Below are 26,462 nucleotides of genomic sequence, written 5' to 3'. Positions count from 1 at the left end.
AACACGCCCACCGACACCGTCACCCCTACCGCAACCAACACGCCAACCGACACCGTCACCCCCACGGCAACCAACACGCCAACCGACACCGCCACCGCCACCGTAACCAACACGCCAACCAACACTCCGACCGGGACCCTCTCACCGACTGCAAGCAATACGCCTACCCTGTCGTTGACGCCTTCGGCGACCTCCACGCCTGTCGATGTCAATTCAGTTCCCGGCGGGAATTCGAATTTCAGCGTACCCGCCTTGCTTTTCGTCGTCGTTGGCGCCTTGCTGGCACTCATGCTCTGGGCTAGGCAGTCCGACCAGCGAAGATGACGGTTTCGGACTATCGCGCTGGCCAAGCTCCACGACGACAGCGCCCTTGGCAGTTGGTCATTTTAACCCTGACCGTCCTCTTTGCAGGCTTCGTTCTTCTCGAAACGCCTCCAATTGCCGCTCTGTTCGGCATTGTCACGAAGGGTCTGGCGATCGTCGCTGCCTCGCTTCTTTCTCTCATCGGCTTCGATATGGTTCGTCACGGCGTCGAGTTGCGGGACACGGTGTCGGGCCACGCCGTCGCCGTCACGTCGGCCTGTGACGGCAGCGGCCTTATCGTCAGCCTTTTCGCAATGACCGCATGGCTCGGAGGGCGAACGAACACTTTTCCGAAACCCGTTATGGCTATCCTCGCTGCTGTAGTCGTCATCTTCATATTCAACCTCGCCAGGGTGATCGTTCTGTTCCTCTCGATTGGAACGCCCACACTGATGCTGGCGCAGCATCTCTACGTCGCTCCTCTGCTAAGTTCGGTGCTGGTTGCCGTGCTTGCATGCAACGCGCGCGGCTTGCGACTGGCGGACATTTTGCCAAGCCTGAAGATCTGGCTCGCCGTTGCCTGCCTTGGCGCGCTTGCCTGGTATGTTGTCAGCGACGATGTGAGTTGCGTCGTTGCAACGCCAATTTCGAACGCGATGCTTCGGCTAATGCCGTTCGGCGTGTCGCAAAGCATTGCGTGCTCTGAAGCCGGCGCGCTGCTGACGACGACAGGTGTTCTTGCGCTCCAGCCACCCGCCTTTGTCACGACCGGGTTTTACCCGTCGGACTTTACCTTGGCCGCGTCGCTGGTTTTTGCATCGCTGATCGTCGCTTCGCGGGGTGCGGGCTTGCCTATGCCCAGGATGTTGGGAAGGATGGTGTCGACTATCTTGCTCTTCTGTGTTGCCATGACGGTCGCAGCACTCACTATCGGCTATGACGCAGCGACAGCCGCGCAGACCACCACCGTGTCGTTCAATGGCATTGTCGAGACGTATCATGCGCCGTCGCTTTTTCTACTTGGAACTCTGAAGGCCGCGCAAAATATGCTGGTGCATTTCAACCTTTTCGTCCTGCCCTTTGCCATGGCGGGCAGGCATGAGCCGGGAGCCGCAGCGTCTCCGCCATTGACCAGACGTCCGCCCGGTGGTCGACCACCCCGGCGGCGGCGCAGATGACATTAATGCCGCTTAGCGACCGCCACTTGCGGGAGTGGTTGTGGTTTGTCGTCGCGCTCGGGGCGGTGCTGCGAGTCCAGGGATTGGGCTGGGATCATGGGCTGATCCTTAACCCGGACGAGCGGAACATCATCACCGCCGCTGCACGGCTGTCTTATCCAGATCATCTCGTCTCCGACTTCAGCGCCTATAACGGCCTTGCTCTCTATCTGCCACGCTTTTTCGCAGCCTTGATCTCTCCCTTCACCGGTACTCAGGGATCGGATCCGGCCGCCATACAATTTGCCGGACGCGTCCTCTCCGCGCTTTGGTCAAGCTTGACCTTAGTCATCCTCGCGCGCACCGCGCAGCGAAGTTTCAGCCCTCGTGTCGCGCTCTTCGTCGCAGCCTGTGCGGGCGCTTCGCCAGGGCTGATCCAATCAGCACATTTCCTGACTACGGAAGCGGGGCTGATCCTTTGCCTGTGCGTGATGATTCAGCTTTGCCAATTCTACAATCGCGGTGAGATCCCCCTCCTGCGCTTCGCGCTGCTGAGCGGCGCGGTGGTCGGGCTCGGCTTCGGGCTGAAAACGACAGCGCTGGTGTTTGCGCTATGCCCACTCACCGCCGTTGCCTGCTCCATCCGGGCGCGAAACCAAGTCGTAGAGGCAATCAAGGCAGGGGGTGCCGCGACCGTCGTGGTGCTCGTGCTGGCACTCGTCACGACACCGCAACTGTGGGCCACCCCCGACGCCTACTTCGCTACGATGCGTTTCGAGGGCGGTGTCGTACGTGGCACCACAGACGTCTTCTGGACTTACCAATTTGTCGGCACGGTCGGCGGCCTGTTCGAACTTTCTCAACTGCCGTGGCTTCTCGGTCCAATCGTGCCGGCACTGGGTCTGGCCGGCATGGTTGCGCTCGTCCTCGATCTGAGGCGCGGCAACAGAATGGCGCTCGAATATGTTCCAGCACTTGCTCTCGCCATCGTTTACGGCGCGATCGTTTGCAGCTGGCACGCCAAATTCGTACGCTATTTGGCGCCGCTGCTGCCCCTGCTGATCCTGTTCTCAGGCTATTTCATCAGCCAGTTGCGCGTCGGCAGGATCCGGGCCGGAGCCATGCTGGCCACAGGCGTGGTTACGGGACTGGCCGGCTTGATGCAGGCGGCCATCTATCAAAAACCCGACCCGCGCATCGCCGCTTGGGACTGGATGGTGCCGCGCCTAGCCGCAGGCGATGGTGTGGTAGTCGAGCCTGCGGATGTCGGGCCACCATATTGGATCCCAAGCGCCACGCCGCTCACGACCAAGATGCTGCCGTTGCTGGATGTTTCATCGCCCGACAAGATCGCCAGGATGGCCGATGTGCTTGCTGGCAGCAGATGGTTGATCGTGGCCAGCCGTCGGCACTATTCGGTCCTTCCAAGGCTCCTCGGCCGGTTCCCCGAAATGTGCCCATACTACGCTGCTTTGTGGTCAGGGAGACTCGGATATCAGCTTGTGGCTACCTTCCGGCGCCGTCCGGTCTTGCCGCCCCTACTAGACCCTACAGGCCAAGCGGAGGAGACGTTCACGGTTTTCGACAGCCCGCAAGTCTTCATCTTTGAAAAGACGGTGCCGCTTCCAGCCCCGGCACTTGTTTCGGCAATCAGTGATTCCGCGAGTTGCGCGCCGAAGCACTAAACTGCCTGGATGTAAGCCGCCGTCCCAAGGCAGATCAAGACAAGGCTAACCGGATCGGCCGCGGCAAACATAACTGGGTCGCCGCCGATTCTGCCGTCGATTGCGCGTCGCCACAGGTGCAGGAGCCAAAGGCAGACGGCGACCGCCGCGCCCCAGAGCCAAACAGGATCACGATAGTGAAGGACGACGGCATTGCTCCAGGCGAGATAAGCCAAAATCGTAATCACAGCGGCAAAGGCAAAAAAACCGGTGCCCGCCAGCAATGAAGACCAGTGCACATGGGTATAGCCCCGACCCGAGGGCACTGTGGCTGGCGTGCTTATGGCAGAAACCTCATCGATGCGTTTTATCAAGGCCAGCGCCATGAATAGATTTACGCTGAGACAGATGAGCCAAGGCGATAGGGACGTCGCGGTGATCTCGCCGCCGATCAGCAGCCGCCAGACATAGAGTCCGGTAAGGATTGCGACATCCGTCCCTACAAACCGCTTGAAATATGCACTGTATGTAATGGTGGCGACGAGATACGCAGCGACCGCGATGGCCACCGTGACGCCGATCGCCGCTGCCGCCAAAGTGAGCGATGCCGCCGCCATCCCGATCGCAACAGAGAGCGCCCGCTGAGGTTTTATCAGTCGGCCCGCGATCGGACGGTGACGCTTGCGCGCATGTAGCCTGTCAAAGGTCGCGTCCTTGATATCATTGACGATGTAGCCGGCTGAAGCCGCGAGGCTCATCACGACCATACCGACGACGAGCTTTGTGCACATGCCGGCAGAAATCGGCGCGTGGGAGAAAATAACAGGTACGACCAGAAGCAGGTTCTTGATCCAATGCGCCGGCCTGATCAGCGAGAACCAAGCCGAAAGACTTGATGCCATTCCCTCGCTATCGGCCGTAGCTGACAAACTTTCCACCCTTTGGTTCGCTGTCCCACGATGACCCCACTCATAGCCTCTCGTGATCAGATTGGCCATGTAACTTGGATCAGACAATCGCAGTCCTCATTCCTCAGACTCCGGCATCTCAAAGCGTGAAATCGACGATCAAGGCTGAATGATCTGAGCCGGGTGCTTCGATTTTTCGAACCGAACGAACGACGACCTTTCCCTTTTGCAAAAGCTGATCGATGGGCAGTCCGGCAAAGCGCAGTAGCGAGGGCAAGCTATACGGGGACCAGGTCGGTCCGACAGAAGGTACGAGCGTGAGCTCGCCTGCCTTGGCGATCCGGCCCGTGGCGGCGCTCCAAGGTGTCGCATTGAAGTCGCCAGCCAGCAAGGCGTTCGCGCCGAGGCGGCCGATTTCTGGTGCCAAAGCCTCTATCTGGTCGCGTTGCGGGAACGGCCATGGCCATTTCAAATGCACGGCAGCAACAGATACTGTTTTGCCGTTGAAGTTGATCGAGGCCGCGGCAAATGATGTGTTGCCGATGCAGGTGGGTGGCCGAGTCGCATCGAATGATCGCCGGGAGAATATTGCCACACCATCGATCGGACGGACGCCGCAAAGGATTTTGTGAGGATAAAGGTCGTCAAGCGAGGCAAGTTCCTCGACCCATTGGTCGTTCACTTCCTCCAAGGTGACGACATCTGCCTTCGTATTTCGGATGACAGCCAGAAGTTCGAAGGGCGTCGGATTGTTGAACCGGACGTTGATCTGTAGCAGGCGGAATATGTGCGCTTTGTCCTGGGACACTGTTTCTCTGGCAAAAATTTGCCCGACCGGGACGTTTGCGGAAATGGCGAGCACGCCGCAAAGCAAAGCGCAAACCCGCGCAGCACGAGAGCCGCTCCATGAAACTAGAACCAAGGACAATACCAACACCGCCGCGAGATGAAGCCGAAAATGGCTGACCGAATCCAGCGCCGGATGGAGCGTATTGAGGAACCCGGCTACGAGCAGCGCCGCCACCACGACTGTCCAAGCTAACAAAAACCGCCTCCGTAGGCGCCGCCATGGCGTTCTCGCCGGGATCATCAGAATGTAACCCTCTTGAAGACGAATTCCGGCTTGGAAGTTATCAACAACATTACCAAGCGCCAGAGCGTGCGGGCATAAATCATGTGCGGTTGCTTGCCCTGAGGCGCACGGCGCGATGGCGCTCCGGCTGGACCTCTGGCTGACTGCATTTATTTACATGGCCCCGCGCGGGCGGCAATCATGCTTCCGCTTGTTCCACAGGAAGACGCGTCCGCATCAGATCGGCATATCGTGAGAGGCCGGCCTCCAACGTCACGGTTGCCTGCCAGCCGAGCAGCGCTTTCGCTCGTCCTGGATCACCGACAAATTCATGCACATCGAAACTGCGCGGCGGGGCGATGACGAAACGTCCGCGACCGTTGCCGGCAGCAATTGCACGGTTGGCCAATTCTTCAAGCGAGGTACTCCGGCCAGAAACAAAATGGATTGGCGGCAGCCGCTGTTCACCCGCAAACAGTTGACTCGCCACCGCAGCGACTCCGGGAGCGACATCGTCGATATGGGTGAAATCGAACGCACAATTCGGCCCGTCGAGGCGCAATGTGCCGCCGGTCACCGCCGCGCCTACAAAAGCCGGCACGACCCGGTCGGCATGATCGTTCAAGGCTCCATAGACGCTTGAGAACCGCACAATTGCCGTTTTCAGCCCGGCTCGGCGCGCCTCAGTGACGAGATTCTCTGCCTCATGCTTGGACCGGCCGTAAATGTTGATGGGAGCGAGGGCAATGTCTTCGTTTACAAGCTTTCCCGGCTGGGGACCATAGACTTCCCGACTGCTCGCATAGATGACCCAAGGTTTGAGTCTGCTTTTCAGGGCCGACTGCAGAATGTGACGCGTAGCATCGACATTGACGGATTGACACAGCGCCGGATGACGCTCCGCTTCGACGACGCGCGATACAGCCCCGAGATGGATAATCCCCGTCACCTGCGACGCGGCCGTCTCGACCTTTTCCTGGTCGCATATATCGAACGGGGTATCCGAGCGAAGGTCTGCGAAAAGGACACGGTTGCCAGTTCGCAAGAGCAGTTGGGCCACCGCCTTGCCGACAAGTCCATGCGAACCGGTAACCAGGACAAATTCATCATGCATGCAGTTTCTACCAATGCGCTGTCGACGTCGGGGCCTGGGACTGTAAAGTGGAACCGTGCTTCCGAAGAGAGTAGAGCTGACAAATGCCGGTTGAACAACCTGCGCGAACCACTTTCAGAAATTTCGTATCGGGCGCGCGGGCTTCTACTCGCCCCGAGACGGGCGACGCGGTCGTCAAGAAACGCAATGACAGGATGGCTACGGCAGGGTTGCCCCTAGGTTCAGGACCCATTGCTGTCAGGTGCGCGGTAGATTCCATAGCTGACCTTGACGAGCAGGCCCTCATCACACATGCGAGCTAGATAGTCAGGCCGAGGCGGGCAGCTCTCTCAATTCGCGGCCGCTCCCTACTCCCTGACATGCAGTTAGTAAATAGGCGGGTATGTCTGCCGAGACTGCGGAGCCTATACTTTTCCGAATACACGTCGGCCAAATTTACCAGGATGACTCTCATCACTTGCGGAAATATCCACTTTAGGAGATGCTGATCTAAAGCCTTGGGAGGGCGGGGGATGAAAAGAAAAACGTTGATGGTGCTCGCCGCCATTGTGTCGCTTTGCGGCTGCCAAACAAGCAATCAAGCCGACTACATGCAAATAGGATACGGGCCTAGTTTCGAGGTTGCCCATGCTCAGTGCGAGATGCGCAAAGGATCAGTAGACCAGGGCTACCTTGCAATTGGATCGCCCGCATTTGTCGCGGGTGCTGGGCTCGGCAACGCACTTGGCAATGCGATCGCCGAAGATCAGTACATGAAGAACTGTCTAATCATCAGCGGCTGGAAACTCGCGCCGCATGGCAAGGGCGCCGCAGCTGCCGCCACTGCCGTTGCCACAAGAGCGCCACCAACTCCCTATGGTGTCCAACGCGCCCCTGGCAGTTGGATCAACACGGCCCTTCTGGATTGGTCAGCCGCCAACAACAAATGCGTCGCCGGTGACAAGGCGTCCTGCGCAACTCGAGCCAAGCTCGGTACGCAGCTCAGAGCCGCCGGCGTCAATCCGGCGCCGATCTGATGCACGGGGTTTCCTTGTGAGAGCCTTTGTTAGCCAGAAGAGGCCTCGATCCTGCTCTGGGCCGATCTGATCGGCAATCTTCTGCCGCCAGGTACGATCATAGCGGTGGCCACATGCCTGCGAGACCTGGTTTCCCGGCCGGGGATGGCCGGGCGAGGACATGATTGACAGTTCGCGCAGGTCGCTTTTGCGATCATTGCGCCATGTCGGAAGCGAAACAGCTACAAAGGCGCACGGCAGCGGGACCGTGCGCCAACCATCGTCGAAAAACCCGCTGCGCAGATCAAGGCTCTGCAATCGGCGGCAAGGCCTTGCCTTGAAGGTCTTTGAATAGCACTAGCCGCAAACTGCGCGCTTTAGATTACCCCGCCCGTCCGTTTCGAGGTTCAGCCTCGCGTCGCTGTAGTTGTGAATGACGGCCTGACCTGGCGCGATTACTCTGACGTCTCCTTTGGACCGGACCGGCGCGCCACCTACACGGACATCGTCAGCGGAACTCCCGGTAACGGGAAGGCCGATCTTGTTTTGCAGAGCGGCGGCTCCGCAATCTGATGAATGGCGCGTGGGCGGAGCAATACCAGTGCAGCCGGCCATGATGATCGTGCCCGCGATGAAACTGAAACCGAAACATGACCGCGACTGCATTTGGGGCTGTTCTCCTTTGGGCAGGCATCCGCTCGTGCGCCCATTGACTGTCCTTCTTGTCGGATATTCGAGCGGTTTGGTGCTCATGAACGAAATTTATGACGATATGCAGGCAATGCTTGGAGATGCTTGGCAACCCAGGGACAGGAAATGACGGCGCCGAAATTCCTCTCGACGCTTTACGATGAAGCGCTGGAGAATCAACGGCCATATCCCGAATTTTGCCTCCATGCTGCGCACCACGTGCGCGCTCTACCTAAGCGACAGGCAAGCTCTCGACAGCGAAACCTCGGAGTTGACGAACAAGGCAGCCTGACGCGCGGGCACTGCTCAAAACGCCTGCTAACCGGAAAGCCGAAAAACCGCATCGGCCAGTTGAAGACCAACTAGGCCAACGAGACTCGTTCCTCGGGCGACGAGGCGATCCTGTGAGCCGAACCTCCATTGGCGAGCCGTCAACTGTCGATGTTGCGACAAGGCTCTCTAAGATTCCGACCGGAAGAACGCTTGCTCCGAAAGTCTAGAAACTCGGCGTTGCGCCTTAGTGGGGAAGCCCCCCAAAACACAAATATTTCAGCTCCAGGTAATCATCGAGGCCGTATTTCGAGCCTTCCCGGCCAAAACCCGACTGCTTGATGCCGCCGAACGGCGCGACCTCGGTCGAAATGAGCCCGGTGTTGATGCCGACCATGCCATATTCCAAAGCCTCCGCGACGGCCCACACACGGCCCATGTCCTTGGCGTAGAAATAGGCCGCAAGCCCGAATTCGGTATCATTTGCCATCGCAATGACGTCGTTGACGGTTTCGAAGCGGAACAAGGGCGCCAACGGTCCGAAGGTTTCTTCGCGGGCTACCGCCATCTTGGAGGTTACCCCGGTCAGGACCGTCGGCCAGATGTAATTACCGCCAAGAGGATGGTCTGGCCCGCCCGCCACAATGCTGGCGCCCTGAGAGACGGCATTCTCGATGTGACGCCTGACCTTGGCCACGGCGCGGCCGTCCACCAGCGGGCCGATCTCGGTGCCCTCCGCGAAGCCGTCACCGACTTGGAAGGCTTTGACGCGACGCGCAAGCTTGTCGGAGAACTCTTGGTAGATGCCGCTCTGCACGTAAAGGCGATTGGCGCAGACACAGGTCTGGCCAGCATTGCGAAACTTGGAGACGATGGCTCCGTCGACGGCCGCATCGACATCGGCATCGTCGAAGACGATGAATGGGGCGTTGCCACCCAGTTCCATGCTGAGCTTCATGACTTGCGCGGAGGCTTGCGCCATGAGAGTGCGGCCGACTTCGGTCGACCCGGTGAAGGTGAGTTTGCGAACCTTCTCGTTTTCGCAAACCTCATCGCCGAAGTCCGAGCTCTTCGTGATCGGGACAACGCTCAGCAGCCCGGCCGGCACCCCCGCCCTTTCCGCAAGTACGGCGAGGGCCAAGGCGGAGAGTGGTGTCAGCGCCGCCGGTTTGAAGACGATCGAGCAGCCTGCCGCCAGCGCCGGAGCGATCTTGCGCGCCACCATCGCAGAGGGAAAATTCCAGGGCGTAACAGCGCCGACGACGCCGACAGGCTGTTTGATCACAACGATCCGCTTGTCACGGGCATGCCCGGGGATTGTATCGCCATAGACGCGCTTGGCTTCTTCGCCAAACCATTCGATGTAGGACGCGCCATAGAGGATCTCGCCCTTGGACTCGGCCAACGGCTTCCCCATTTCAGCAGTCAGAATCGTCGCCAGATCATCAAGATTGGCGATCGTCAGGTCGTACCATCGCCGTATGACTGCAGCGCGTTCCTTGCCCGTGCGAGCAGCCCACTCGTTTTGGGCCACGTAGGCGACGTCGATCGCCTTCGCGATCTCGGCTCGGGCAAAATCGGGCAAAGTGGCCATCACTTCATTGGTCGAAGGGTTGGTGACCTCGAAGGTTTTTCCGGACTGGGAGTGGCCTAGCCATTCTTTGCCAATCAATCCCGCTTCCCGGATCAGATCCTCGTCCTTGACCTTGCTTAGGAGTGTCGCTGATACGGCCATGGTTAGACACCTTTGTTGGATTGCGAACGGCCCCGAAGCAGAAGCGCCCGGGCCTGGGCGATAATGGGAGCGTCGATCATCTTGCCGTCGACAAGGCGTGCTGCGCCGTCTTGGGCCGCGTCAGCGACGCGCTGCGCCCAGCGCAATTGCTCGTCACTCGGTTGGAAAGCTGTGATGACATGCGAAGTTTGGGCAGGGTGTATGCAAAGCTTCCCGCCGGCCCCATGATTTAAGGCTTGCTGGCATTCGGAGGCCAGTTTGACGGTATCCGTGACCTCGAAGGATGGGCCGTCCAACGGCAAGGGCTTACCGGCGGCTCTGCTCGCCACGGCGAGCCGCATCATGGCATGCGCTTTGATGGCATCGGAGGCTGTCGCACCCAAGTCCAGCGTAAAGTCTGCGGGTCCGAAGGCCAGTCTCGCGATATGAGAATGAGCGGCCAACACCGCCGCCGCCTCCAGCCCCCGGGCCGTCTCGATCAGCGCCATGATTTCGATGTCCTCACCCAAGATATGAACCATCGCGTCGAGGGTCGCCACGGACTCCGCTTTTGGCAGGCAGATGCGTCGAAGCCCGAGGGCTCCGACTGCAGCAAGATCAGCAGTGTACCAGCTACTGTCTTGGCTGTTCACCCGGACGTAGGTTGGGTTCCGCAATGTCAGCGCATGGTGAAGGTTGGACCGCGCGCTATTTTTGGCGGCCGGCGCAACAGCGTCCTCAAGATCGATAATGACCGCGTCGGCTCCGGACCGGTCGGCTTTTTCAAAACGCTCTGGCCGATCGGCCGGCACAAACAAAGGCGCGACAGGCGTAAAAAGCACGTCACTCTGCGCAGTCATCAGGCCGGACCCCGATCCATATCGGCTTCCATGTGCACGGCGCCGCTCCCGCCTTGCGTCCAGAGTCGCCGACCATCGATGCCGGCCCTGACGGTCAGTTCACGGTCTGCAATCGCCGGGGCTACTCCGCGGTAGCGAAACGTCAGGGGCATACGGGTGCCTTGGGACGCCGCGAGGTTGAGGAGAAGCGTTGCTTGGATGGGGCCATGGACAACCAACCCCTCATAGCCTTCGGACTGGGTCGCGTAAGGCAGATCGTAATGGATACGGTGACCGTTAAAGGTGATCGCGGAGTAGCGGAAGAGCAACGTGGACGAAGGTACGACAGACCACACTTGCCCTGCTGGCCGGATTGTCGGGGGGTCCACCGGGGAGGTGTTTGGAGGAATGCCATTTCGCGGCACCACGGCTTCCCGGTAAACGATGTCCTGCCGTTCACTCAGCGCGAGACCCCGATCGGAATGGTAAGCATGGCCGACTGCGACGAACCAGAGTTCACCGGATCGGCCTTGCTTGCGCACGATGTCCTGGATGGTAGATACCTTGCGAACCTTGTCACCGACCCGTAGGTGATCATGCACCTGCAGTTCACCACCAGCCCACATGCGGCGCGGCAGCGGCACGGGCGGCAAGAACAGGTTTTTGGCGGGATGCCCGTCGGCGCCCAACTGGTCCATCCCGGCGATTGCCGGCGACAGGCACCAATGAGTGCCCAAAGGGGCGGTATCTGCGGGCAGCAGCGCAAGATGGGGTTCAAAAATGGCGCGGAAACTCTCTACGAGGCGCTCCGAAACAACATCGATGCTCTCGCTCCGACGGCCAATCCATTCTGCGAATAGCTTCGGTTCGGTCGCGTCCACTGGCCCTGCCCGTCAGTAGGAACGTGGCATTCCGAGCACATGCTCGGAGAGGTAGGACAGGATGAGGTTCGTGGATATCGGCGCAACCTGGTAAAGCCGGGTCTCGCGAAATTTGCGTTCGACGTCATACTCCTCAGCGAACCCGAAGCCGCCATGCGTCTGGATACAGGCGTTCGCGGCTTCATTGGAAGCATCGGCAGCCAGCATCTTGGCCATGTTCGCTTCAGCGCCGCAGTCCTGACCGGCCTCATAGAGCCGCGTGGCTTCACGGACCATGAGTTCGGCTGCACGCATGTTGGCGTAAGCCCTGGCGATGGGAAACTGGATACCTTGGTTGGCGCCGATGGCCCGGCCGAAGACGTTGCGGTCGCATGCGTAGGTGGAAGCCTTGTTGATCAGCCACTTGGCGTCGCCGACACATTCGGCGGCAATCAGGATCCGCTCGGCATTCATCCCGGAGAGGATATAGCGGAAGCCCTTGCCTTCCTCGCCGACCAGGTTTTCGGCAGGGACCTTCACATTGTCGAAAAAGACCTCGGTCGTGGAATGGTTCATCATCGTCCGGATCGGCCGGATCGAAAGGCCCTGCTTGAGCGCCTCCCGCATGTCGAGAATAAACACCGACAGGCCTTCGGTCCGTTTGGCCACCTGATCCTTGGGGGTGGTGCGCGCGAGCAGCAACATGAGGTCGGAATGTTCCGCCCGGCTTGTCCAGATCTTCTGGCCGTTGACGACATAATGGTCGCCGTTCTTGCGGGCGAATGTCCGGATCGAGGTCGTGTCGGTGCCGCTGGTGGGCTCGGTAACGCCGAACGCCTGCAGCCTCAACTCACCGGAGGCGATCTTCGGAAGATACCGCTCCTTTTGCAATTCGTTGCCATGCCGCAGGACTGTGCCCATGACATACATCTGGGCGTGGCACGCGGCGCCGTTGCATCCGGCCCGTTGAATCTCCTCGAGCACGGCGGCGGCGGCCGAAAGCGTCAAGCCCGACCCGCCATATTCCTCAGGGATCAGCGTCGCAAGGTAGCCGGCCTCGGTCAGCGCGTTGACGAAATCCACGGGATAGGCGCGGTCGGCATCGAGCTTGCGCCAGTATTCGCCCGGAAATCGCTCGCAGAGCCGGCGCACGGCGTCGCGGATGTCCTCGTTGTCAAAGTCCTTGAACATCAGGCACTCCGCGCTGCACGGACCTGGGGAGGCGCGTCCCCAGCGGTTTCAAATAAACCCAGCGAGCGCAGTGGGCGGTTATCGGGAAGGCCAAGGATAGCGTCGATCAGGTCGTCGGCACAGGCTTGCGAAGTGCCGCCGGCGACGAGCTGCGTGCGCGCCTTCTGGGACAGTTCGGCGGCCGTTACCGGGTTATCGGGATCGCCCTTGGCGTCGTGCCGGGCGGCGGAAAGGCGTCTGCCGGAAGCCGTTTCGACAATCACCTCTGCGCCCCACGACTCCGGATAGGCGGCGTCGATCTTCGGCGTCAGTTCGACCTCGACCTTCTTGCGTTCGTCGACCATACGCTGGCGGGCATCAGCATCGAAGCTGGCCTGGTCGACACGGCCGTCCGCTAGCGCTATCGCCACAGTGTGCTGCAGCGAGAATTTGGCGCTGTATGGATCGTCCGGGGTGGGCCGGTCGCACACGTCGAGGGCAGCCCGGTAAGCCCCGACATGAACCCTTGCGATGGCTTCCCCGGCGATCTCGTTGTGCAAGGCGATCGCGCCATCGATCGCCGGGTGGGTGTGCCTGCAGCAAGGCCATGGCTTGATCGAGGTGTTGATCAGTTGCCAGGCCCGCTCAGGCCCGGCCGTGACGACCTCCGGAATCGGGTCCAGACACAGACCGGCATAGAAGCCCTTCTCGCCTTCCAGGATGTTCTCCGCCCCCGTGAATCCTTCCTTGGCCAGGAACGACGCGAGGACGCCCGATTCCGCAGCCCTGGCGGTGTGGAGATGCTTGCTCATGGCGCCTTCTGCAAGGAACTCCCAAAGACCCGATGACTGGGTACCGGCGTTCCCAAGCGCCCATACGGTCCTGGTGTCGTCGAGGCCAAGGAGCTCCGCCACGGCAAACGCCGCACCGAACGGCCCGCAGGTCGAGGTGTTGTGCCAGACCCGGTAATGCTTCTTGCCGACGGACATGCCGACCCGGCAACAGGCCTCGTATCCTGCGAGAACCGCGCGGAGAAACGCTTCACCTCCAAGATCGTGGTCGTGGGCCACCGCCCATGCCGCAGGAATGACGACGCTGCCCGGATGGGTCACCGAGTCCCGGTGGAGGTCATCCATCTCCAGAATATGGGACAGGCCGCCCAGGTAGAACGCCTTGCGGGCGGTATCCGCTTGCGCCGGCGGGGCGACCGCCTTGAGCATGCGGGCGGGCTCGGTCGGCAATGCGCCAAGGGCGCAGGCGAGCGTATCCAGGACAAATAGCGATGCCCATTCGAGGTCGCGGTCGGTCACCGGCTTTTCACGGATCAAGCGGGTCAGGTCGCGGGTCAAGCTCATAATGCTGCACTTCCTATCCGTTTGGGATCCGCCGCATCCGGAGGACCGAACTCCTGCCGCAAAGGCACGTCGTGTTCGCCGAGTGAAGGCACCGGGCCAAGCACAGGGCGTTTGCCATTGACCGTGACCGGTGGCGCAAACAGCTCGACTTGACCAACGGTGGTCTCCACCGAGACTTTGGTGGCACTGCGATGCACCGCCAGATCCGCCATGGTCGACACACGGCCATAGGCAATTCTGACGTGGTCGAGCAGTTCGCATAATGCAGACATGGTGTAGGTCGCCAAGATCGCCTGCACGCATGCGTCAAGCGGCTCGCGGTTTTGGATGCGAAGCACGTTGCGTCCGAACCTTGGATCCGTTGCGACCGACGGTTGGCGCAGGACACTGTCGCAGAAAACGACCCATTCGCGTTCGTTCTGGACGGCGATCAGAATTTCCCCGTCACTCACCTGAAACAGCCCGTAGGGTGCGATCGAAGGGTGGGCGAGGCCGAGCCGCCGCGGCTCCTTGCCGCCGTAGTGGCGCGCCAGATATGGCACGTTCATGTATTCGGCGAGGGTGTCGAAAAGAGAAAGCTGCAGGTGAGCCCCTTCCCCGGTTCGACTGCGCATGATCAGGGCTTCGAGGATAGCGGCGTAGGCCCCCTGCCCCGTAGCGATATCGGAGATCGATATGCCGACCCGGGTCGGGCCAGAAGTTGCGGACCCAGTGACCCCCGCCAAGCCCGCTTCCGCCTGGATCAGCAGATCGTAGGCCTTCCGCTCGTGGTCGGGCGTTCCGGGTGCGTAGCCACCGATGTCACAGACGATCAGCCTGGGGAACCGCCGCCTGAGGTCCGCGCTGCCTATGCCCAGCCTGTCGGTTGCGCCAGGCGCAAGGTTCTGGACGAACACGTCGGCGGTGGCGAGCATGGATTCGACCAGCGCCAGATCATCCGGCTGCTTCAAATCGACGGTGCAGGATTGCTTGCCGCGGTTGTTCCAGATGAAATAGCTCGAGAGGCCGTGGACATAGTCGTCATAGCCGCGCGCGAAGTCGCCTTCGGGACGCTCGAGCTTGATGACCCGCGCGCCAGCGTCGGCCAGACGGGACGTCGCCAAAGGCGCGGCCACGGCTTGCTCCAGCGAGATGACGGTCGTTCCCTCCAGCGCGCCTGGCATGGCTCGCTCCTTATGCTGCTTCTCCAATACCATCGCACCGGAAGGGGTGCTTCCGTCAAATAGCGTTTTGTAATGGGAGGTATAGCGAAACCGTACAGTCGGCCGCCCGCCTGCAGGACCCTAGCCGAAGAGGTTGGGCCGTTGGTTTTCGTCGGATAGCTCGGCGCTCCAAACCTGGTCCTTGACCAGTTGACGAAGGATCTCCCACGATAGCTGCCCGACGGCGCGGGGCGCTGTCTGCAAGGGCCGTTCGGTCGAGTAAGCGAGATACACTTTCCGGGTAATCGGCGGGTTTTGGAAGCTCCACGCCCGAAACAGGCCAGCCTGCGCCTCGGCGTTGATCGCCATCCGAGGCAGGATCCCGTAACCGATCCCACGTGTAACCAATCTCTTGATTTGGGTGTAGGAGTCGATTTCGATCGCCGGGTTGATGGCGACTTGGACTGACGTTGCCACGGCTTCGATCAGTTCACGCAGGCCGTGGCCTGGGCCCGGTACAACGAGGGGCAATCCGGCGACGTCGCGAAGCTCCACCGAAGAGCCCCGCAAGTCGGCCTGGCCCTGCATCGACGTACTGGCAAAGAGACAGATTTCCTCGGACAAGCCGTGATGTACCGCGAGCCCCCGGGGATCCGACGTTGCATAAATCATCGCGAGGTCAACCTCCCCGCGCTTCAACCATTCCAGAATGTAGCCGCTCATCGCCTCAACGATGCGGATGCGCACCTCGGGGAACCGCTCGCGGGCGGCCTCGATCAGCGGCGCCGCAAGAAGCTCGCTCACTGTACCGGGTAGCCCGAAGCGCACTTCGCCGCGAGGGGCTGTGGCGGCGCCCCGGACACTGTCGTTAATTTCGGCAAACTCGGCAAGGATGCGCTTGGCGTGCACCATCAGCCGCGTGCCCGCTTCGGTCGCACTGACGCCATGCGGCCCGCGATGCAGGAGAGCAAGGCCAAGCTCCTCTTCCATATGCCTGACATGCTGGCTCAACGCGGGCTGCGCCACATGGAGCTGCGTCGCGGCCTTCGAGAACGAGCCGCTCTCCACGACCTTGGAAAAATATCTTAGCTGCCGAAGGTCCAAAACGGCTCCCCACGCTCTACGGAGGGCTAGCCTAGAACATTTCGTTATTGAGGCAACGACAAAAACCGGCAGTCCGTCTATCCCTGTCCCAACAAGGCCGCGTCGGCGCTGTCCATGGATCTCTTGATCCGTCCTGCCTGCCGGCGGACTTCATCAATCAAGGCGGTGAGCACCACGTTCCGGGAACTGCCCCCCTGGGGCCGCACCACGGCAATAGTGCGGGCCATGGCGCTGTCGGCGATCGCATAAGCGCTCAGCACGTGCTCGGCCAGTTCACGCGTCACGCTCGAGTGCGGCAGAATGGTTGCGTACTGGGTGGTTTTGTCGGCGATGACAGCTTTTACAGCACTGAGCGAGTCGAGTTCGAGTTCCGGCTGCAGCGCGATGCCCCGCTCGCGGTAGACCCGATCGATGATCCGCCGCAATTCATGGATTTCGCTCGGCAATATCAACTTTAACCGGCTGATGTCTCCCAGTTGGCGCGGCGCGTCGACCTGAGCGCGGACATAAGAGGTTACCAGCACGAGGCGCTCGGCGAAAAGATCGAGGACGTCGAGTTGATCCGGCGCACTGGGCCGATAGGTAAGCGCAGCGTCGAGCTGGCCGCCGCCCATGAGACTGGCAAGGTCGCCGCTGTAGGCTTCGACAACATTCAGCGTTACACCCTGATACTGGGCTTCAACAAAATGGCGGATGTCGTCCAGAAACAGCGGCACGATGGTCGGGCATATGCCGAGTGAGATCTCGCCTTTGAGCTTGTCCAAACGCTGGCGCACCTCACGGACCGCATCATCGAGCCCGTCTATGTGCAGGCGCGACTGGCCCAGGAGGAACCGTCCTTCGGCCGTGGGCTCGGCACCGCGCCCACTTCGGTTGATCAACGAGATACCGACTTCCTTTTCGAGCAGCTTGATTTGTCGCGTCAGGGACGGCTGCGCGACCCCTATGGATTGAGACGCGCGGGAGAAGCCGCCGTGCTCGCAAACCGCGATGAAATAGCGCAGACGCCTGAGGTCGATGCCTTCCATGCCCTGCCCCTGTTACCGGCCCGTCACGCGGTCGAGGAGCCGTGCGATCCACGGGGTCGTAACTGGCTCAAACAATGGGTTCACGTCCGGCACGAGGACGATCCTGTGGCGAGGACGTTCATCGATAACGGACAGGCGTCCCTGATAGGCCAGCCACCACACGATGAACACGCCGACAAACCAGAACAGGACCTGCCAGACCAGCAGCGAAGGCACTCCCGGCGCCACGACCACGCCGGCAAAAATCGGCTCGCTGAAAAATGTGTTGCCGAGGATTGCACCGGGGCCGAGCGCGAAAAACGCCCACAGAAGTGTAAGGGCCCATTTGGCCGTTGTGGTCCCCTGGCTCCCGCTACGCGCCGGCTGGCTCTCCTCGAAAGCGTCATGGAGGCGATCCCTGCGATCCCGCTCGGCGCCGCTGCGCGTAAATAGGGACACAAGGAGGCACGCTGTGAAATTGGTCGCAAGTCCCCATCCCGCCGAATGGACCGACAAGGGCCAGCGACCCCATGGCAGGTCAACGAAGAGCCGCTCGAACAGCACCAGTCCAAAGCTCTCGGTGAACACCACGCAAAGGCTTCCGACAATCAATCCTGCCATAACACCGCTTCGGCTGATCCAGCGCACCCAGCACAAGCCGAGCACCGCAGGCAGCAGTTGCACGGACAGGCTGAGCGTGAGGGATGAGAAGATTGTCGCGCTGAGGGACGCATAGCTCGCGATGGCGGCGACAGATCCGTAGACGAGCGCCAGGGTCACGCGCGCGGCAAACCGCGTGGCACGTTGGTCCATGCCCGGGACGATGTAGCGTGACGTCAGCTCGATGGTGCACACCGATGCTCCCGATCCGGCAAAGAATGCGACGGCGATCTGGCCCGACGCGACCAGAAGGACTGTAAAGCCCACCGCCACCATCGGGTCGAGCGTTGCCAGCCGTGTCGTGAAGGCTGTCAGCGAGCCATTGGCGGCAATCTCCCCGGCCAGAACCGGCCCGATCAGTATCAGGGCGCCAGCCGCGAGGCCCGCGATCATCCAGACCTGGCCAAATGCAAGGCCCCGGCGCGGCGCACTTGTCACGCCCAGAAAGCTGAAGCCGGGACTGATCGCGATGCCGCCCAGCGACAGGGCGAACGTCAGTCCCGCGAGGGTGGTCCAGAGCCCCCCGGCAGGCAGTTCCTTGCCAATGCCGGCGCTAAACTGGATCACGCCCGGGATCTTGTCCGGCAGCACACCGCTGGCTGTACCAATCCCGTTGGCGGCGAATGCCAATTTGTCGAGCGCGAAGCCTGTGAACCCGCCAAAAAAGATCATGAGGGTCAGGACCAAAAGGGACTGGGCGGCGACAAGATAGGCTATCCCGCGCCAGCCTCCGATCACGCTGCAGAGGAACAGGAGGAACGCGATCGACCAGATTGCGAGACCGGACGGAACGTCGTTGGCGGTCGCGGCGCTCACCAGGGCACCCGCCTGAGATAGGCACATTGCTGCAAAAGGGATGCTGAAAAGGAACAGCACGAACAGCAAATAGATGCGAAGCGTCGTGCTGCCGAAGTAGTCACCCAGCAGGTCACCAAGCGTGCGCAGCGAGGTCAGCCGGGCGGCAAGCCAGATCCGCTTCTGCGTGATCACAGCGCAAAGGGCGATACAGATGAGACCGACTGCGACCTGGTTATACTGAAGGCCGAAGGTGGCGAGCAAAAGCAGATGATCGGGAAGGCTGAGGCTGGCCAAGGTGATGCCGGCGCCGGCGAAGATGATTACCCATGGCGGCAATGCCAGGCCCGCGTCGACGAAATCACCGGGTTGTCGGGTGTGACGGCCGCTGATGGTCGCAAGGTAAAGGCCCAGGACCGCGACAATGCCGAGCATGGAAACCAAGAGCGGGGTCATGTCTTGTCTCCCGGCGAGCGTTTTAAATCTCGGTCATCCGAGCGGAAGTCCCGGATAACGTCGAACGCCTCGAAGGCCTGCCGTGCCCCATACCGGGTGATCAGGTAGAAAACGACCACGGCCCCCGTTGTGATAAAGCCGACGCTCAACGGTAAGAAGTTGTGCGCGGCAAACGACGCGCTGGCCAGCGACATAACAACGAACAGCACAAGCGCGAGTCCGTAAATGACCAGGCCAAGTCCTAGTTCTCGGGGCGAGAACCCCGTCCCGTAGACCGCATTGACGATTACGTGAGAGACAAAGCCCGCCAGAATGGCCGCGAACCCGGCAAGAATATACGGTGATCCGCCCCGGCCGAATCCATACTCAAACAGGATCGTGGCGGGCATGGCCGCTGCCAACCAGCAGGCCATGACCAAGGCGTGTCGGTCCAGCGCTTCGTTTTTGCCGAGCGGGGTCATCGGTTGCTCTCGCTAGTTTCGGGCTCAGTCGTCCTTGTCCTTCGGCGCATCCGGACCCTGGAAGTTGCGGAACGACATGCCGCCGGCGCTTCCGAGGTTTTCGATCGGCAATCCCAAGTCCTTCATGAGACCGTCTACGAATGCGACCTGGGTGCGATATTTCATTGCGGAATTCACCACGCGATCCGTCATGTTGCCGCCGCTCGAGCCTCCATCGCCGCCGGCCCTCTCGGAAGGACTGTTGATACCGGGGAGGCCATCGACCTGGAGGATCTTGATCGATTCGATGTTTTCCATCGGCTTGACCGTCTCGCGGATGATGCTGGGCAGATTGCTTACGAGGTTCTCGTAGATGGCACTGCGTCTGCTGGCATCCGAACGGGTGTTTTCGGACTCGTTGAGCATGCGCTGCCCGGCGGCGTCCTTGGTATAGCGAACCTCGGCCGCATTGGACTCGGCGATCTCCGCCAGCGCCCTCAGTTCCGTCGCCTCTTTCTCGGCCTTTGCCGAAGAAACGACCCGTTGGGCATCACGCTCGATTCTGGACGAGGACTGAATGAGCTCGATCCGCTTGATACGCCCGGCCACCTCTTCTTCGCGTGCGCTGTTGACTTGCTCTTCCTGTTCAACCTGCTTTTTCAGAGCCTCCGCGGCCTCGGTCTTTGCGTAGGCTTCCTCGATCGACTTGTTGATCACCGCGATCAGGCGCTCCTTGTCGACGATCTCGACTTCCTTCTGCTGCTCGATCTCAAACTTGTCGACAAACTTCCGCGCAGCGATGCGCAACTCGTCGATCTGGCGGTTAGCGGCGATCGACGCGTCCTGAATCTCGTGAAACGCCTTGGTTTCGGCCAGCTTGATCTTCTGGTTATTCTCGATCTCGAGCTGCACGATTTCCTCGTCGACCCTCAAGCGCTCGACATCGACATCGTAACGTTTCTTCAGGCGCGCCTTTTCCTGGTCAGCCTCAGCAAGTTCGTTGCTGATGCGAACCTCTCTCGACTTCGCCACGGCCAGCAATTCAAGCGTTTTATCGGTTTCAATACGGTGCGACTCAGTAATCCGCTGGCTCTCCAGTTTGGCCTGGTCGATCTCGGCCGATGACGTCGTCTCGATGATCGACAGCTCCTGGCGCGAACGGATTTCAGACTCCTTCACATGTTGCTCGTTATCAATTCGCTCTGCCTCGATTTCCCGGCGGTTCTGGATCCTCTGCATCTCGAGCTCGCGACGCGACATGATTTCGGTCATTTCAGTCTCTTGCTGCTTCTTGATCTCCAGCGACCGCACCTCCGACTGGGTGTTGATCCGTTCGGAATCGATGAGCCGGTCCTTGGCGATACGAATCCGCTCACCGTCTTGTTCGCTGCGGATCCTGGCGTTCTGGATACTGATTGTGGAGCTTGATCTCTCGGCCTCAATCTCGGCCAGTTGGGCGGCTTTGCGGATTTCGATCGCCTGCGTCTGTTCGATGCGGGCGTACTCAAGGTCACGCTCGATCTCCAGAGCCCGCTGTTCGGTTTCGAAATCCTTGAGCTTGATGCCGATCCGCGATTCGTTTTCGATACGGTTGCGAAGCTGGCGGCGGTCCTCGATCTGCTCGGTCAACTGCGTCAGGCCCTCGGCATCGAACGCATTGGAGGGATCAAAGACGGAGATATCGGTCTGGTTGAGGTTCGTCAGAGAGGCGTTTTCAAGCTCGAGGCCATTCGACCCCAGGGTCGTCGCCGCCAGGGCGGCCACCTCACCCATGTAGCGGCCACGGTTGGTGTGGATTTCATCCATGGTCATCGTAGAGGCGATGGCAGACATCGCATCGACGAACCGGCCTTGGACAATCTCCTTTAGCGCGACCGGGTTCTGGGTGCGCTCCCCGAGAGTTCGGGCCGCAGTCGACACGCCGGCTTCCGTCGGCACCACACGCACGAAGAACTCGGCGACGATGTCAATGCGCATTTTGTTCCTGGTGATCAGAGATTGCTCGCCGAGCCTCCGGATCTCCACCGGGATCGCGTTCATGTTGACGCGCGTGATGTCGTGGACAATCGGGATGATCAGCGCACCGCCGCCCATAACCACCCTCTCCCCGCCGAGGCCGGTGCGGACGAAGGACTGGTCTTTGGACGAGTGTCTGTAGAGCCAGTGCAGCAGATAGACACCGATCGCGATGATGATCGTTACGAGAATAACGACTGCGATCACATCTGAGCCATTCATGGGAAGATCCTCCACTTAACCGCGAGCGCCGAGCACATTGGCGCGAAGATTGACAGCCTTCAGAAACGCTCCTCGCCGGCCACGGCGAGGATGATCATTGAGACGGCGATGAGATTGATAAGGTCGGCAATGGTGTAGAGCACGATGATGGGTGCCACGTGTCCGGTGCCGATAACGACGTCCACGAAATGCAGGATCGGGTAAATTGCCCAGCCGATCGTCATGATCAGCCTGATCCAGAAATAGCCGAGCCTAATCGGCCGCGTCGACTTGCTGATGGCATCCGCCATGGCGCCGAAATAAAACTCGCCAAGGATATAGAGCCAGAAGGCGATCGACAGCAGCACGCCAAGGGTCGGATTGAAGATCCGCGCGTCACCAAGGTAGCGGGCGAGCACCATCAGGATTGCCGCGGCCAGTGTCCGCCAGAACACGCCCACGGGCACTTTCCCTGCAATGCTCGCAAAGAAAAACACCGATGCGACCTGCATCGGCTGCACCACGAACCACGCAACGTAGCGCGAGGCCGCGCTGAGTTGCTGGCCAGCGAGCCAGATGTTGGAGGCGGCATAGTATTCAAAGCCCGACGCCAGGAGTGCAACGGCTGACAGCGCCAGCGGAACCCGCCAGCGCTCGGACGTCCATGTCAGGCCCAGCATTGCCAGGGCAGCCGTGGCAAACATCGCAAGGGTTGCAACGCTGAGCGCGGTGCTGACCACTGCGCTGGACTGAAAGAGTGTTCCAAACATGGGCTTTCCCTAGACCTGGGCTCTGATGTGAGGGGCGCGGCCGTAGAGCGCGACCATCGGCAGGATCAGAAGACCGAAAATGAATTGTTGCCATTCGTATTTGAGCCCGATGCCAATCAGGAAGGCGCTCAGGACTTGCAGGACGAGAACCCCGATAACGGTGTAGCCATAGCCGCCATACCCGCCCATAAGCGACGTCCCGCCGATCACGACTGCGGCCAAGGTTGTGAAAAGATACTGGTCGCCGACCCCGATGAACCCGCCGCCGCTCCAGCCCAGCAACAGGCATCCTGTCAGGGCAGCGGAGACGCCGCTGATGGTGTAGGCGAGTGTCCAGTATTTGAACTCGGAGACGCCGATCAACTTGGCCGAGCGGCGATTGCCGCCGAGGGCGTAGATGTAGCGGCCGAAGGCGGAATAACGCAGGCCAACGATGACGATGATCGCGATGACAATCCACAACAGGATCGTTGGCGGGACAGCCAGACCGAAGGTGCGACCGTTCATGGCGGCGAGATTTTGCAGCCATTTCGGAACGGTCCCAAAGACGTTGCCGCCAAAGGACGATCCAATGCTGGTCAGAATCTGGACAAGCCCAGCGATTGCAAATCCCATTCCGAGGGTGAGGATCAACGCCTGGCCTTGCAGGCGGTAGGACAGAACGCCATTCAAGAAACCCAGGGCACCGCCGATGATCAGCACGAACACCAGCGCGAGCCAGGGCGGTACGCCAAGGCTAATCAGGAACAAAAGCCCTATGTTGGACGCGCCGATAACAAACGGAATAGAGAGGTCCAGGCCGCCGAGCAACGCCACCAGTGTTTGCCCGACGCAGGCAATGCCCAGGAACGCTGCAAACAGCAGAATTGCCTTGATGTTGGCGCCGGAGAGGAACCCATTGATCGTAAAGGAGCTGATCACAATCAGCGCCAGCAGCACGATCAGTCCAATAAAGGCGCTGCGACCATGGGCGAAACGGTTACCGACCTTAAACGCAAAGACCAGGATCGCTTCCAGCAGCAGGAAGGCGATCAAGTTGCCAAGGGATCTGAAAGACGGGACCGTTGCCGTGATCAGCAGATACACAATCAACATCACCGCCATGGTGATGATCAGGACCCGGTTGCCGGCCCAGACGCCACTGCCGCCAGCCGAGACCGCGGTGTCGGTTTCGAGAGAGGAAGATCTGGCCTCGAAGATGACGGCGACGTAGTTGATCAGCCAAAAGAGCACGGCGGCCAGAACGATGGTGTAGAGGATAACGATCTGCGCGCTGAGCCCCTGCCAAAACCCCAGGCCAAAGCTGATCGCGGCCACAACGAATGTGACGGCGAGATTGAGCCACACCAGGGCGCGCGAACGCGGGATGAAGAGGCGGCTGCTGTCGACGAAAGTCTGACTCATGGCCCGATCCCCAACGATTGTCCTGTCGCCAGAATTCCGGCCGCGTGGCTTTGCTCCCCGACGACCAGGAACAGGAGCAGGATGAGTGCCGAGACGAAAACATAGATGAAGGCGCCAAGGCGCACGGAAACCGCTTCAGCTACGATGACGCGGACAGTGAACGTCAGCACCGCCAAGATGACGGCGAAGCCGAAGACGATCTTTTGCAGCGGCGTGAGATCAGGCAGTACCGGCCCACTTCCCGACTGTATGGGCAGCAGCAGATAGCGGGTCATTACGTCCGGATTGGACTTGAAAGCTTCACCGGCGACGGCCGCCACGCCATAGGTGTCGCGGGTGCTGACGTACAGCATGATCCCGACCACCACGCAGCCCAGGACGACGAAGGCTGCAAAGGGCGAAATGAAGTGGAGGTATCGCCCGATGATGGGGACCAGCAGGGTCAGCAGGAGCGACAGAACGAGGATCAGCCCGTAGAAAAGCTGTGTCACAAAGGCTTGCGTGGAACCGAAATTGAACGTGGCAAGAACATAGCCGATAAGAAAGAGGTTGAGCGCGCCTAGCAGCCCGCCTGCTACGCCACCGCGTCCGCCGGACAGGCTGACCCCGCCCAGTACCAGGGCGGTCACCGCCGTTAGCGTCATGGTGGTACCTTGTGTCGGATCTCCAGACGAGATCAGGGCGGTGTAGCAGATCGCCCCCAGGCCAACGAAGAGGCCGGCGATGACGTGGGCACCGATCCGCACCACATTGATGCGGACACCGCTCGTATAAGCCGCACGCTCATCGTAGCCCATCAGACGCAAGTTCGCGTAAAACGAGGTCATGGTGAACAGCAGCCAGGCCGCGATAGCCAGAAGGACGATCAGCAAGATCGGTGAAAAGATCGTGTTGCCGAGGCCCCAGGACGACATCCAGTCCGGTGCGGTGCCGCCAGGTCTTGGGAGGATGACCAGGTTGATGCCGGTCAGGGCCAGAAAGCCACTGAGCGCTACAATGATCGGCTGGACGCGCACGAAAATGATGATGAGGGCAAAGAAGAGCTGATAGAGAACGCCAATCCCCAGGGCGACCAGAAAGACGCCAAAGGGACCCGTGACGATGCCAAGGCCGTTGAGCTTGACGATCGTGACGTTGATGAAGGCGAGCAAGGGTCCAACCGCCAGGTCGACTGTCCCACGCCCCGCCACAGCCAGAGCCATAAGCGAGAATGTCGCCAGGATCAGGGGGGCCGACACGATGATCGCGCTGCCGAACCCCGACAAGGACACAAGGTTCGGCCCCCTGATGACCGCGGTGCTCAAGAGCAGCGCGATCAGCAGGATCGGGACCAACAGGTAAGTGTTTTGGGAACCCCTGGATTGGGACATCAACATTTGTCTTTCGTTGCTAGCGCAACCTAGAACTCGATGACCTTCCGGCCTTCACTGGGCCGCTCACTGCGAGCGGTCGACCGGCTCTCGGAAATGCTCCGTCCGGAAAGGGCATTGCCTCCCTGGCCGCGCCGTTCCGGATCGGCGCTGAGGATTTTCTTCAGCACGGGGGTGATGACTTCCTTGAACTTCGCCGGATCTTCCGATGTCGGGAAGTGGCCACCACCGAAGATCATGCATTCCGAATTCTTCACTTTTTCGGCCGTACGCTGGGTCATTTCGGGCGTACATGCGAAATCGTACTCGCCAGTCAGGAAGTAGATCGGCACCTTCCCGGAGATCTTCTGGCACTGGTCGCGGAAATCCGAATCGACGCTGTAAAAATACAGGTCGCCCTTGAAGATGCCCGGGCCGCCCTGCGCGTAGTACCACCAGGTCTCCCACCGGTAGTCGTCAGGAGACTGCGGGGCCATCAGACCGAATACAGAGGTCGCCACGACCTCGCCACCATGGATATGGGGGTGATGCAGCGGATCGATCCACCATCCCGGGGAATAGTCGCAGGCCTCGAGGGCGATAAAGGCGGAAAACTCGCTTTCATAGCGCAGTGCCAGCGCCAGGCAGATATTGCCGCCCATCGACTGGCCCATGAGGACTGGCTTGCGCAGATCAAGGGCCCGGCAGAACGCCACGATGAACTCACAGTAAAATTTGGTTGTGAGTTTGTACTCGTCTTCCATCAGGTGAAAGTCAGCTGGCGGGATCGACTTGCCGTGCCAAGGCATGTCGAAAGCGATAACGCGGAAATTCTGGCTGATGTCCGGGTCGCACAGCTGGTGCCGATACTGGCGCCCGTCCGTGCCGGCCGTGTGCAGGCAGACCATCGGAATGCCCTCGCCGTGTTCCTCGTAATAGGTGCGGTACGTCTTGCCTTCGCACTGGACGTAGACGTAGCGCCCAACGATTGGATCGTGTGTATTCAT

22 protein-coding genes and 1 pseudogene are annotated in these 26,462 nt (G+C 60.4%); 4 read left to right on the top strand and 19 right to left on the bottom strand.

Going from position 1 to position 26,462, the window contains the following annotated elements:
* A partial coding sequence (locus EOB80_RS34595) for a hypothetical protein (protein WP_164762698.1) occupies window positions 1-290 on the bottom strand: 290 nt, incomplete at its 3' end.
* Between the two features lie 30 nt (window positions 291-320).
* Between EOB80_RS34595 and EOB80_RS23835 the strand changes: the two genes are divergently transcribed.
* On the top strand, window positions 321-1,481 hold the full coding sequence (locus tag EOB80_RS23835; RefSeq protein ID WP_127330135.1) for a hypothetical protein: 1,161 nt from the start codon (window positions 321-323) through the stop codon (window positions 1,479-1,481).
* Between the two features lie 5 nt (window positions 1,482-1,486).
* Window positions 1,487-3,145 (top strand): glycosyltransferase family 39 protein, encoded by a 1,659-nt coding sequence (locus EOB80_RS23830; RefSeq protein WP_164762697.1) that lies wholly within the window; start codon window positions 1,487-1,489, stop codon window positions 3,143-3,145.
* Here the strand turns inward: EOB80_RS23830 and EOB80_RS23825 are convergent.
* From EOB80_RS23825 to EOB80_RS23815, 3 genes are all read right to left on the bottom strand, one after another.
* Window positions 3,142-4,026: a UbiA prenyltransferase family protein gene (locus EOB80_RS23825; RefSeq protein WP_164762696.1), complete on the bottom strand. Its 885-nt coding sequence runs from the start codon at window positions 4,024-4,026 to the stop codon at window positions 3,142-3,144. The genes EOB80_RS23830 and EOB80_RS23825 overlap by 4 nt on opposite strands.
* Before the next feature lie 145 nt (window positions 4,027-4,171).
* Complete coding sequence (locus tag EOB80_RS23820; protein WP_164762695.1) at window positions 4,172-5,056, bottom strand: endonuclease/exonuclease/phosphatase family protein; 885 nt, start codon at window positions 5,054-5,056, stop codon at window positions 4,172-4,174.
* Window positions 5,057-5,303: 247 nt separating this feature from the next.
* The gene (locus EOB80_RS23815) at window positions 5,304-6,218 is read right to left on the bottom strand and encodes an NAD(P)-dependent oxidoreductase (protein WP_127330127.1); all 915 of its coding nucleotides are present in this window, start codon (window positions 6,216-6,218) and stop codon (window positions 5,304-5,306) included.
* 512 nt (window positions 6,219-6,730) lie between these two features.
* Between EOB80_RS23815 and EOB80_RS23810 the strand changes: the two genes are divergently transcribed.
* The gene (locus EOB80_RS23810) at window positions 6,731-7,234 is read left to right on the top strand and encodes a hypothetical protein (protein ID WP_127330125.1); all 504 of its coding nucleotides are present in this window, start codon (window positions 6,731-6,733) and stop codon (window positions 7,232-7,234) included.
* Window positions 7,235-8,023: 789 nt separating this feature from the next.
* A pseudogene (locus tag EOB80_RS35490) lies at window positions 8,024-8,195 on the top strand (DNA-binding protein); the annotation flags it as partial.
* 225 nt (window positions 8,196-8,420) lie between these two features.
* Here EOB80_RS35490 and EOB80_RS23795 read toward each other — a convergent pair.
* The 15 genes from EOB80_RS23795 to EOB80_RS23725 form a co-directional block, all read right to left on the bottom strand.
* Window positions 8,421-9,908 carry an NAD-dependent succinate-semialdehyde dehydrogenase gene (locus tag EOB80_RS23795; protein ID WP_127330123.1) on the bottom strand — a complete coding sequence of 496 codons (1,488 nt, stop codon included), beginning with the start codon at window positions 9,906-9,908 and terminating at the stop codon, window positions 8,421-8,423.
* A 2-nt stretch (window positions 9,909-9,910) separates the two neighbouring features.
* Entirely contained in the window at window positions 9,911-10,747 is an 837-nt protein-coding gene (locus tag EOB80_RS23790) for a CoA ester lyase (protein ID WP_127330121.1), read from the bottom strand.
* Window positions 10,747-11,607, bottom strand: coding sequence for a MaoC family dehydratase N-terminal domain-containing protein (locus tag EOB80_RS23785; RefSeq protein ID WP_127330119.1), 861 nt, complete (start codon window positions 11,605-11,607; stop codon window positions 10,747-10,749). Before EOB80_RS23785 ends, EOB80_RS23790 begins: the two co-directional genes overlap by 1 nt.
* A gap of 12 nt (window positions 11,608-11,619) precedes the next feature.
* Window positions 11,620-12,777 (bottom strand): acyl-CoA dehydrogenase family protein, encoded by a 1,158-nt coding sequence (locus tag EOB80_RS23780; protein WP_127330117.1) that lies wholly within the window; start codon window positions 12,775-12,777, stop codon window positions 11,620-11,622.
* Window positions 12,777-14,111 (bottom strand): MmgE/PrpD family protein, encoded by a 1,335-nt coding sequence (locus EOB80_RS23775; protein ID WP_127330115.1) that lies wholly within the window; start codon window positions 14,109-14,111, stop codon window positions 12,777-12,779. Before EOB80_RS23775 ends, EOB80_RS23780 begins: the two co-directional genes overlap by 1 nt.
* On the bottom strand, window positions 14,108-15,274 hold the full coding sequence (locus EOB80_RS23770; protein WP_127330113.1) for a CaiB/BaiF CoA-transferase family protein: 1,167 nt from the start codon (window positions 15,272-15,274) through the stop codon (window positions 14,108-14,110). The genes EOB80_RS23775 and EOB80_RS23770 overlap by 4 nt, the downstream gene beginning before the upstream one ends.
* 120 nt (window positions 15,275-15,394) lie before the next feature.
* On the bottom strand, window positions 15,395-16,357 hold the full coding sequence (locus EOB80_RS23765; protein WP_127330111.1) for a LysR substrate-binding domain-containing protein: 963 nt from the start codon (window positions 16,355-16,357) through the stop codon (window positions 15,395-15,397).
* A 77-nt stretch (window positions 16,358-16,434) separates the two neighbouring features.
* Window positions 16,435-17,385 (bottom strand): LysR substrate-binding domain-containing protein, encoded by a 951-nt coding sequence (locus EOB80_RS23760; protein WP_127330109.1) that lies wholly within the window; start codon window positions 17,383-17,385, stop codon window positions 16,435-16,437.
* Window positions 17,386-17,397: 12 nt separating this feature from the next.
* Window positions 17,398-19,275, bottom strand: coding sequence for a hypothetical protein (locus EOB80_RS23755; protein WP_127330107.1), 1,878 nt, complete (start codon window positions 19,273-19,275; stop codon window positions 17,398-17,400).
* A complete protein-coding gene (locus EOB80_RS23750) occupies window positions 19,272-19,736 on the bottom strand; it encodes a hypothetical protein (protein WP_127330105.1) in 465 nt (154 codons plus the stop codon). The genes EOB80_RS23755 and EOB80_RS23750 overlap by 4 nt, the downstream gene beginning before the upstream one ends.
* Before the next feature lie 24 nt (window positions 19,737-19,760).
* A complete protein-coding gene (locus EOB80_RS23745) occupies window positions 19,761-21,953 on the bottom strand; it encodes a flotillin domain-containing protein (protein ID WP_127330103.1) in 2,193 nt (730 codons plus the stop codon).
* A 59-nt stretch (window positions 21,954-22,012) separates the two neighbouring features.
* Entirely contained in the window at window positions 22,013-22,702 is a 690-nt protein-coding gene (locus EOB80_RS23740; protein ID WP_127330101.1) for a bacteriorhodopsin, read from the bottom strand.
* 9 nt (window positions 22,703-22,711) lie between these two features.
* Window positions 22,712-24,106 (bottom strand): ABC transporter permease, encoded by a 1,395-nt coding sequence (locus EOB80_RS23735; protein WP_127330099.1) that lies wholly within the window; start codon window positions 24,104-24,106, stop codon window positions 22,712-22,714.
* On the bottom strand, window positions 24,103-25,482 hold the full coding sequence (locus EOB80_RS23730) for an ABC transporter permease (protein ID WP_245466430.1): 1,380 nt from the start codon (window positions 25,480-25,482) through the stop codon (window positions 24,103-24,105). Before EOB80_RS23730 ends, EOB80_RS23735 begins: the two co-directional genes overlap by 4 nt.
* Before the next feature lie 23 nt (window positions 25,483-25,505).
* Entirely contained in the window at window positions 25,506-26,462 is a 957-nt protein-coding gene (locus EOB80_RS23725; protein ID WP_127330097.1) for an alpha/beta hydrolase, read from the bottom strand.

This window comes from Mesorhizobium sp. M7A.F.Ca.MR.245.00.0.0, assembly GCF_003997415.1.
Lineage (GTDB): Bacteria > Pseudomonadota > Alphaproteobacteria > Rhizobiales > Rhizobiaceae > Mesorhizobium.
The sequence above is the reverse complement of the archived record's forward strand: the minus strand, read 5'-3'. Positions and strand labels throughout refer to the sequence as shown.

Bases quoted from the DNA above. Each gene is read 5' to 3' on its own strand.
- EOB80_RS23725 (WP_127330097.1), bottom strand. From the start codon at position 26,462: ATGAATACACACGATCCAATCGTTGGGCGCTACGTCTACGTCCAGTGC.
- EOB80_RS23750 (WP_127330105.1), bottom strand. From the start codon at position 19,736: ATGACCCCGCTCGGCAAAAACGAAGCGCTGGACCGACACGCCTTGGTC.
- EOB80_RS23770 (WP_127330113.1), bottom strand. From the start codon at position 15,274: ATGCCAGGCGCGCTGGAGGGAACGACCGTCATCTCGCTGGAGCAAGCC.
- EOB80_RS23780 (WP_127330117.1), bottom strand. From the start codon at position 12,777: ATGTTCAAGGACTTTGACAACGAGGACATCCGCGACGCCGTGCGCCGG.
- EOB80_RS23760 (WP_127330109.1), bottom strand. From the start codon at position 17,385: ATGGAAGGCATCGACCTCAGGCGTCTGCGCTATTTCATCGCGGTTTGC.
- EOB80_RS23790 (WP_127330121.1), bottom strand. From the start codon at position 10,747: ATGACTGCGCAGAGTGACGTGCTTTTTACGCCTGTCGCGCCTTTGTTT.
- EOB80_RS23835 (WP_127330135.1), top strand. From the start codon at position 321: ATGACGGTTTCGGACTATCGCGCTGGCCAAGCTCCACGACGACAGCGC.
- EOB80_RS23825 (WP_164762696.1), bottom strand. From the start codon at position 4,026: ATGGCATCAAGTCTTTCGGCTTGGTTCTCGCTGATCAGGCCGGCGCAT.
- EOB80_RS23815 (WP_127330127.1), bottom strand. From the start codon at position 6,218: ATGCATGATGAATTTGTCCTGGTTACCGGTTCGCATGGACTTGTCGGC.
- EOB80_RS23775 (WP_127330115.1), bottom strand. From the start codon at position 14,111: ATGAGCTTGACCCGCGACCTGACCCGCTTGATCCGTGAAAAGCCGGTG.
- EOB80_RS23740 (WP_127330101.1), bottom strand. From the start codon at position 22,702: ATGTTTGGAACACTCTTTCAGTCCAGCGCAGTGGTCAGCACCGCGCTC.
- EOB80_RS23735 (WP_127330099.1), bottom strand. From the start codon at position 24,106: ATGAGTCAGACTTTCGTCGACAGCAGCCGCCTCTTCATCCCGCGTTCG.
- EOB80_RS23745 (WP_127330103.1), bottom strand. From the start codon at position 21,953: ATGAATGGCTCAGATGTGATCGCAGTCGTTATTCTCGTAACGATCATC.
- EOB80_RS23730 (WP_245466430.1), bottom strand. From the start codon at position 25,482: ATGTTGATGTCCCAATCCAGGGGTTCCCAAAACACTTACCTGTTGGTC.
- EOB80_RS23810 (WP_127330125.1), top strand. From the start codon at position 6,731: ATGAAAAGAAAAACGTTGATGGTGCTCGCCGCCATTGTGTCGCTTTGC.
- EOB80_RS23755 (WP_127330107.1), bottom strand. From the start codon at position 19,275: ATGACCCCGCTCTTGGTTTCCATGCTCGGCATTGTCGCGGTCCTGGGC.
- EOB80_RS23830 (WP_164762697.1), top strand. From the start codon at position 1,487: ATGCCGCTTAGCGACCGCCACTTGCGGGAGTGGTTGTGGTTTGTCGTC.
- EOB80_RS23795 (WP_127330123.1), bottom strand. From the start codon at position 9,908: ATGGCCGTATCAGCGACACTCCTAAGCAAGGTCAAGGACGAGGATCTG.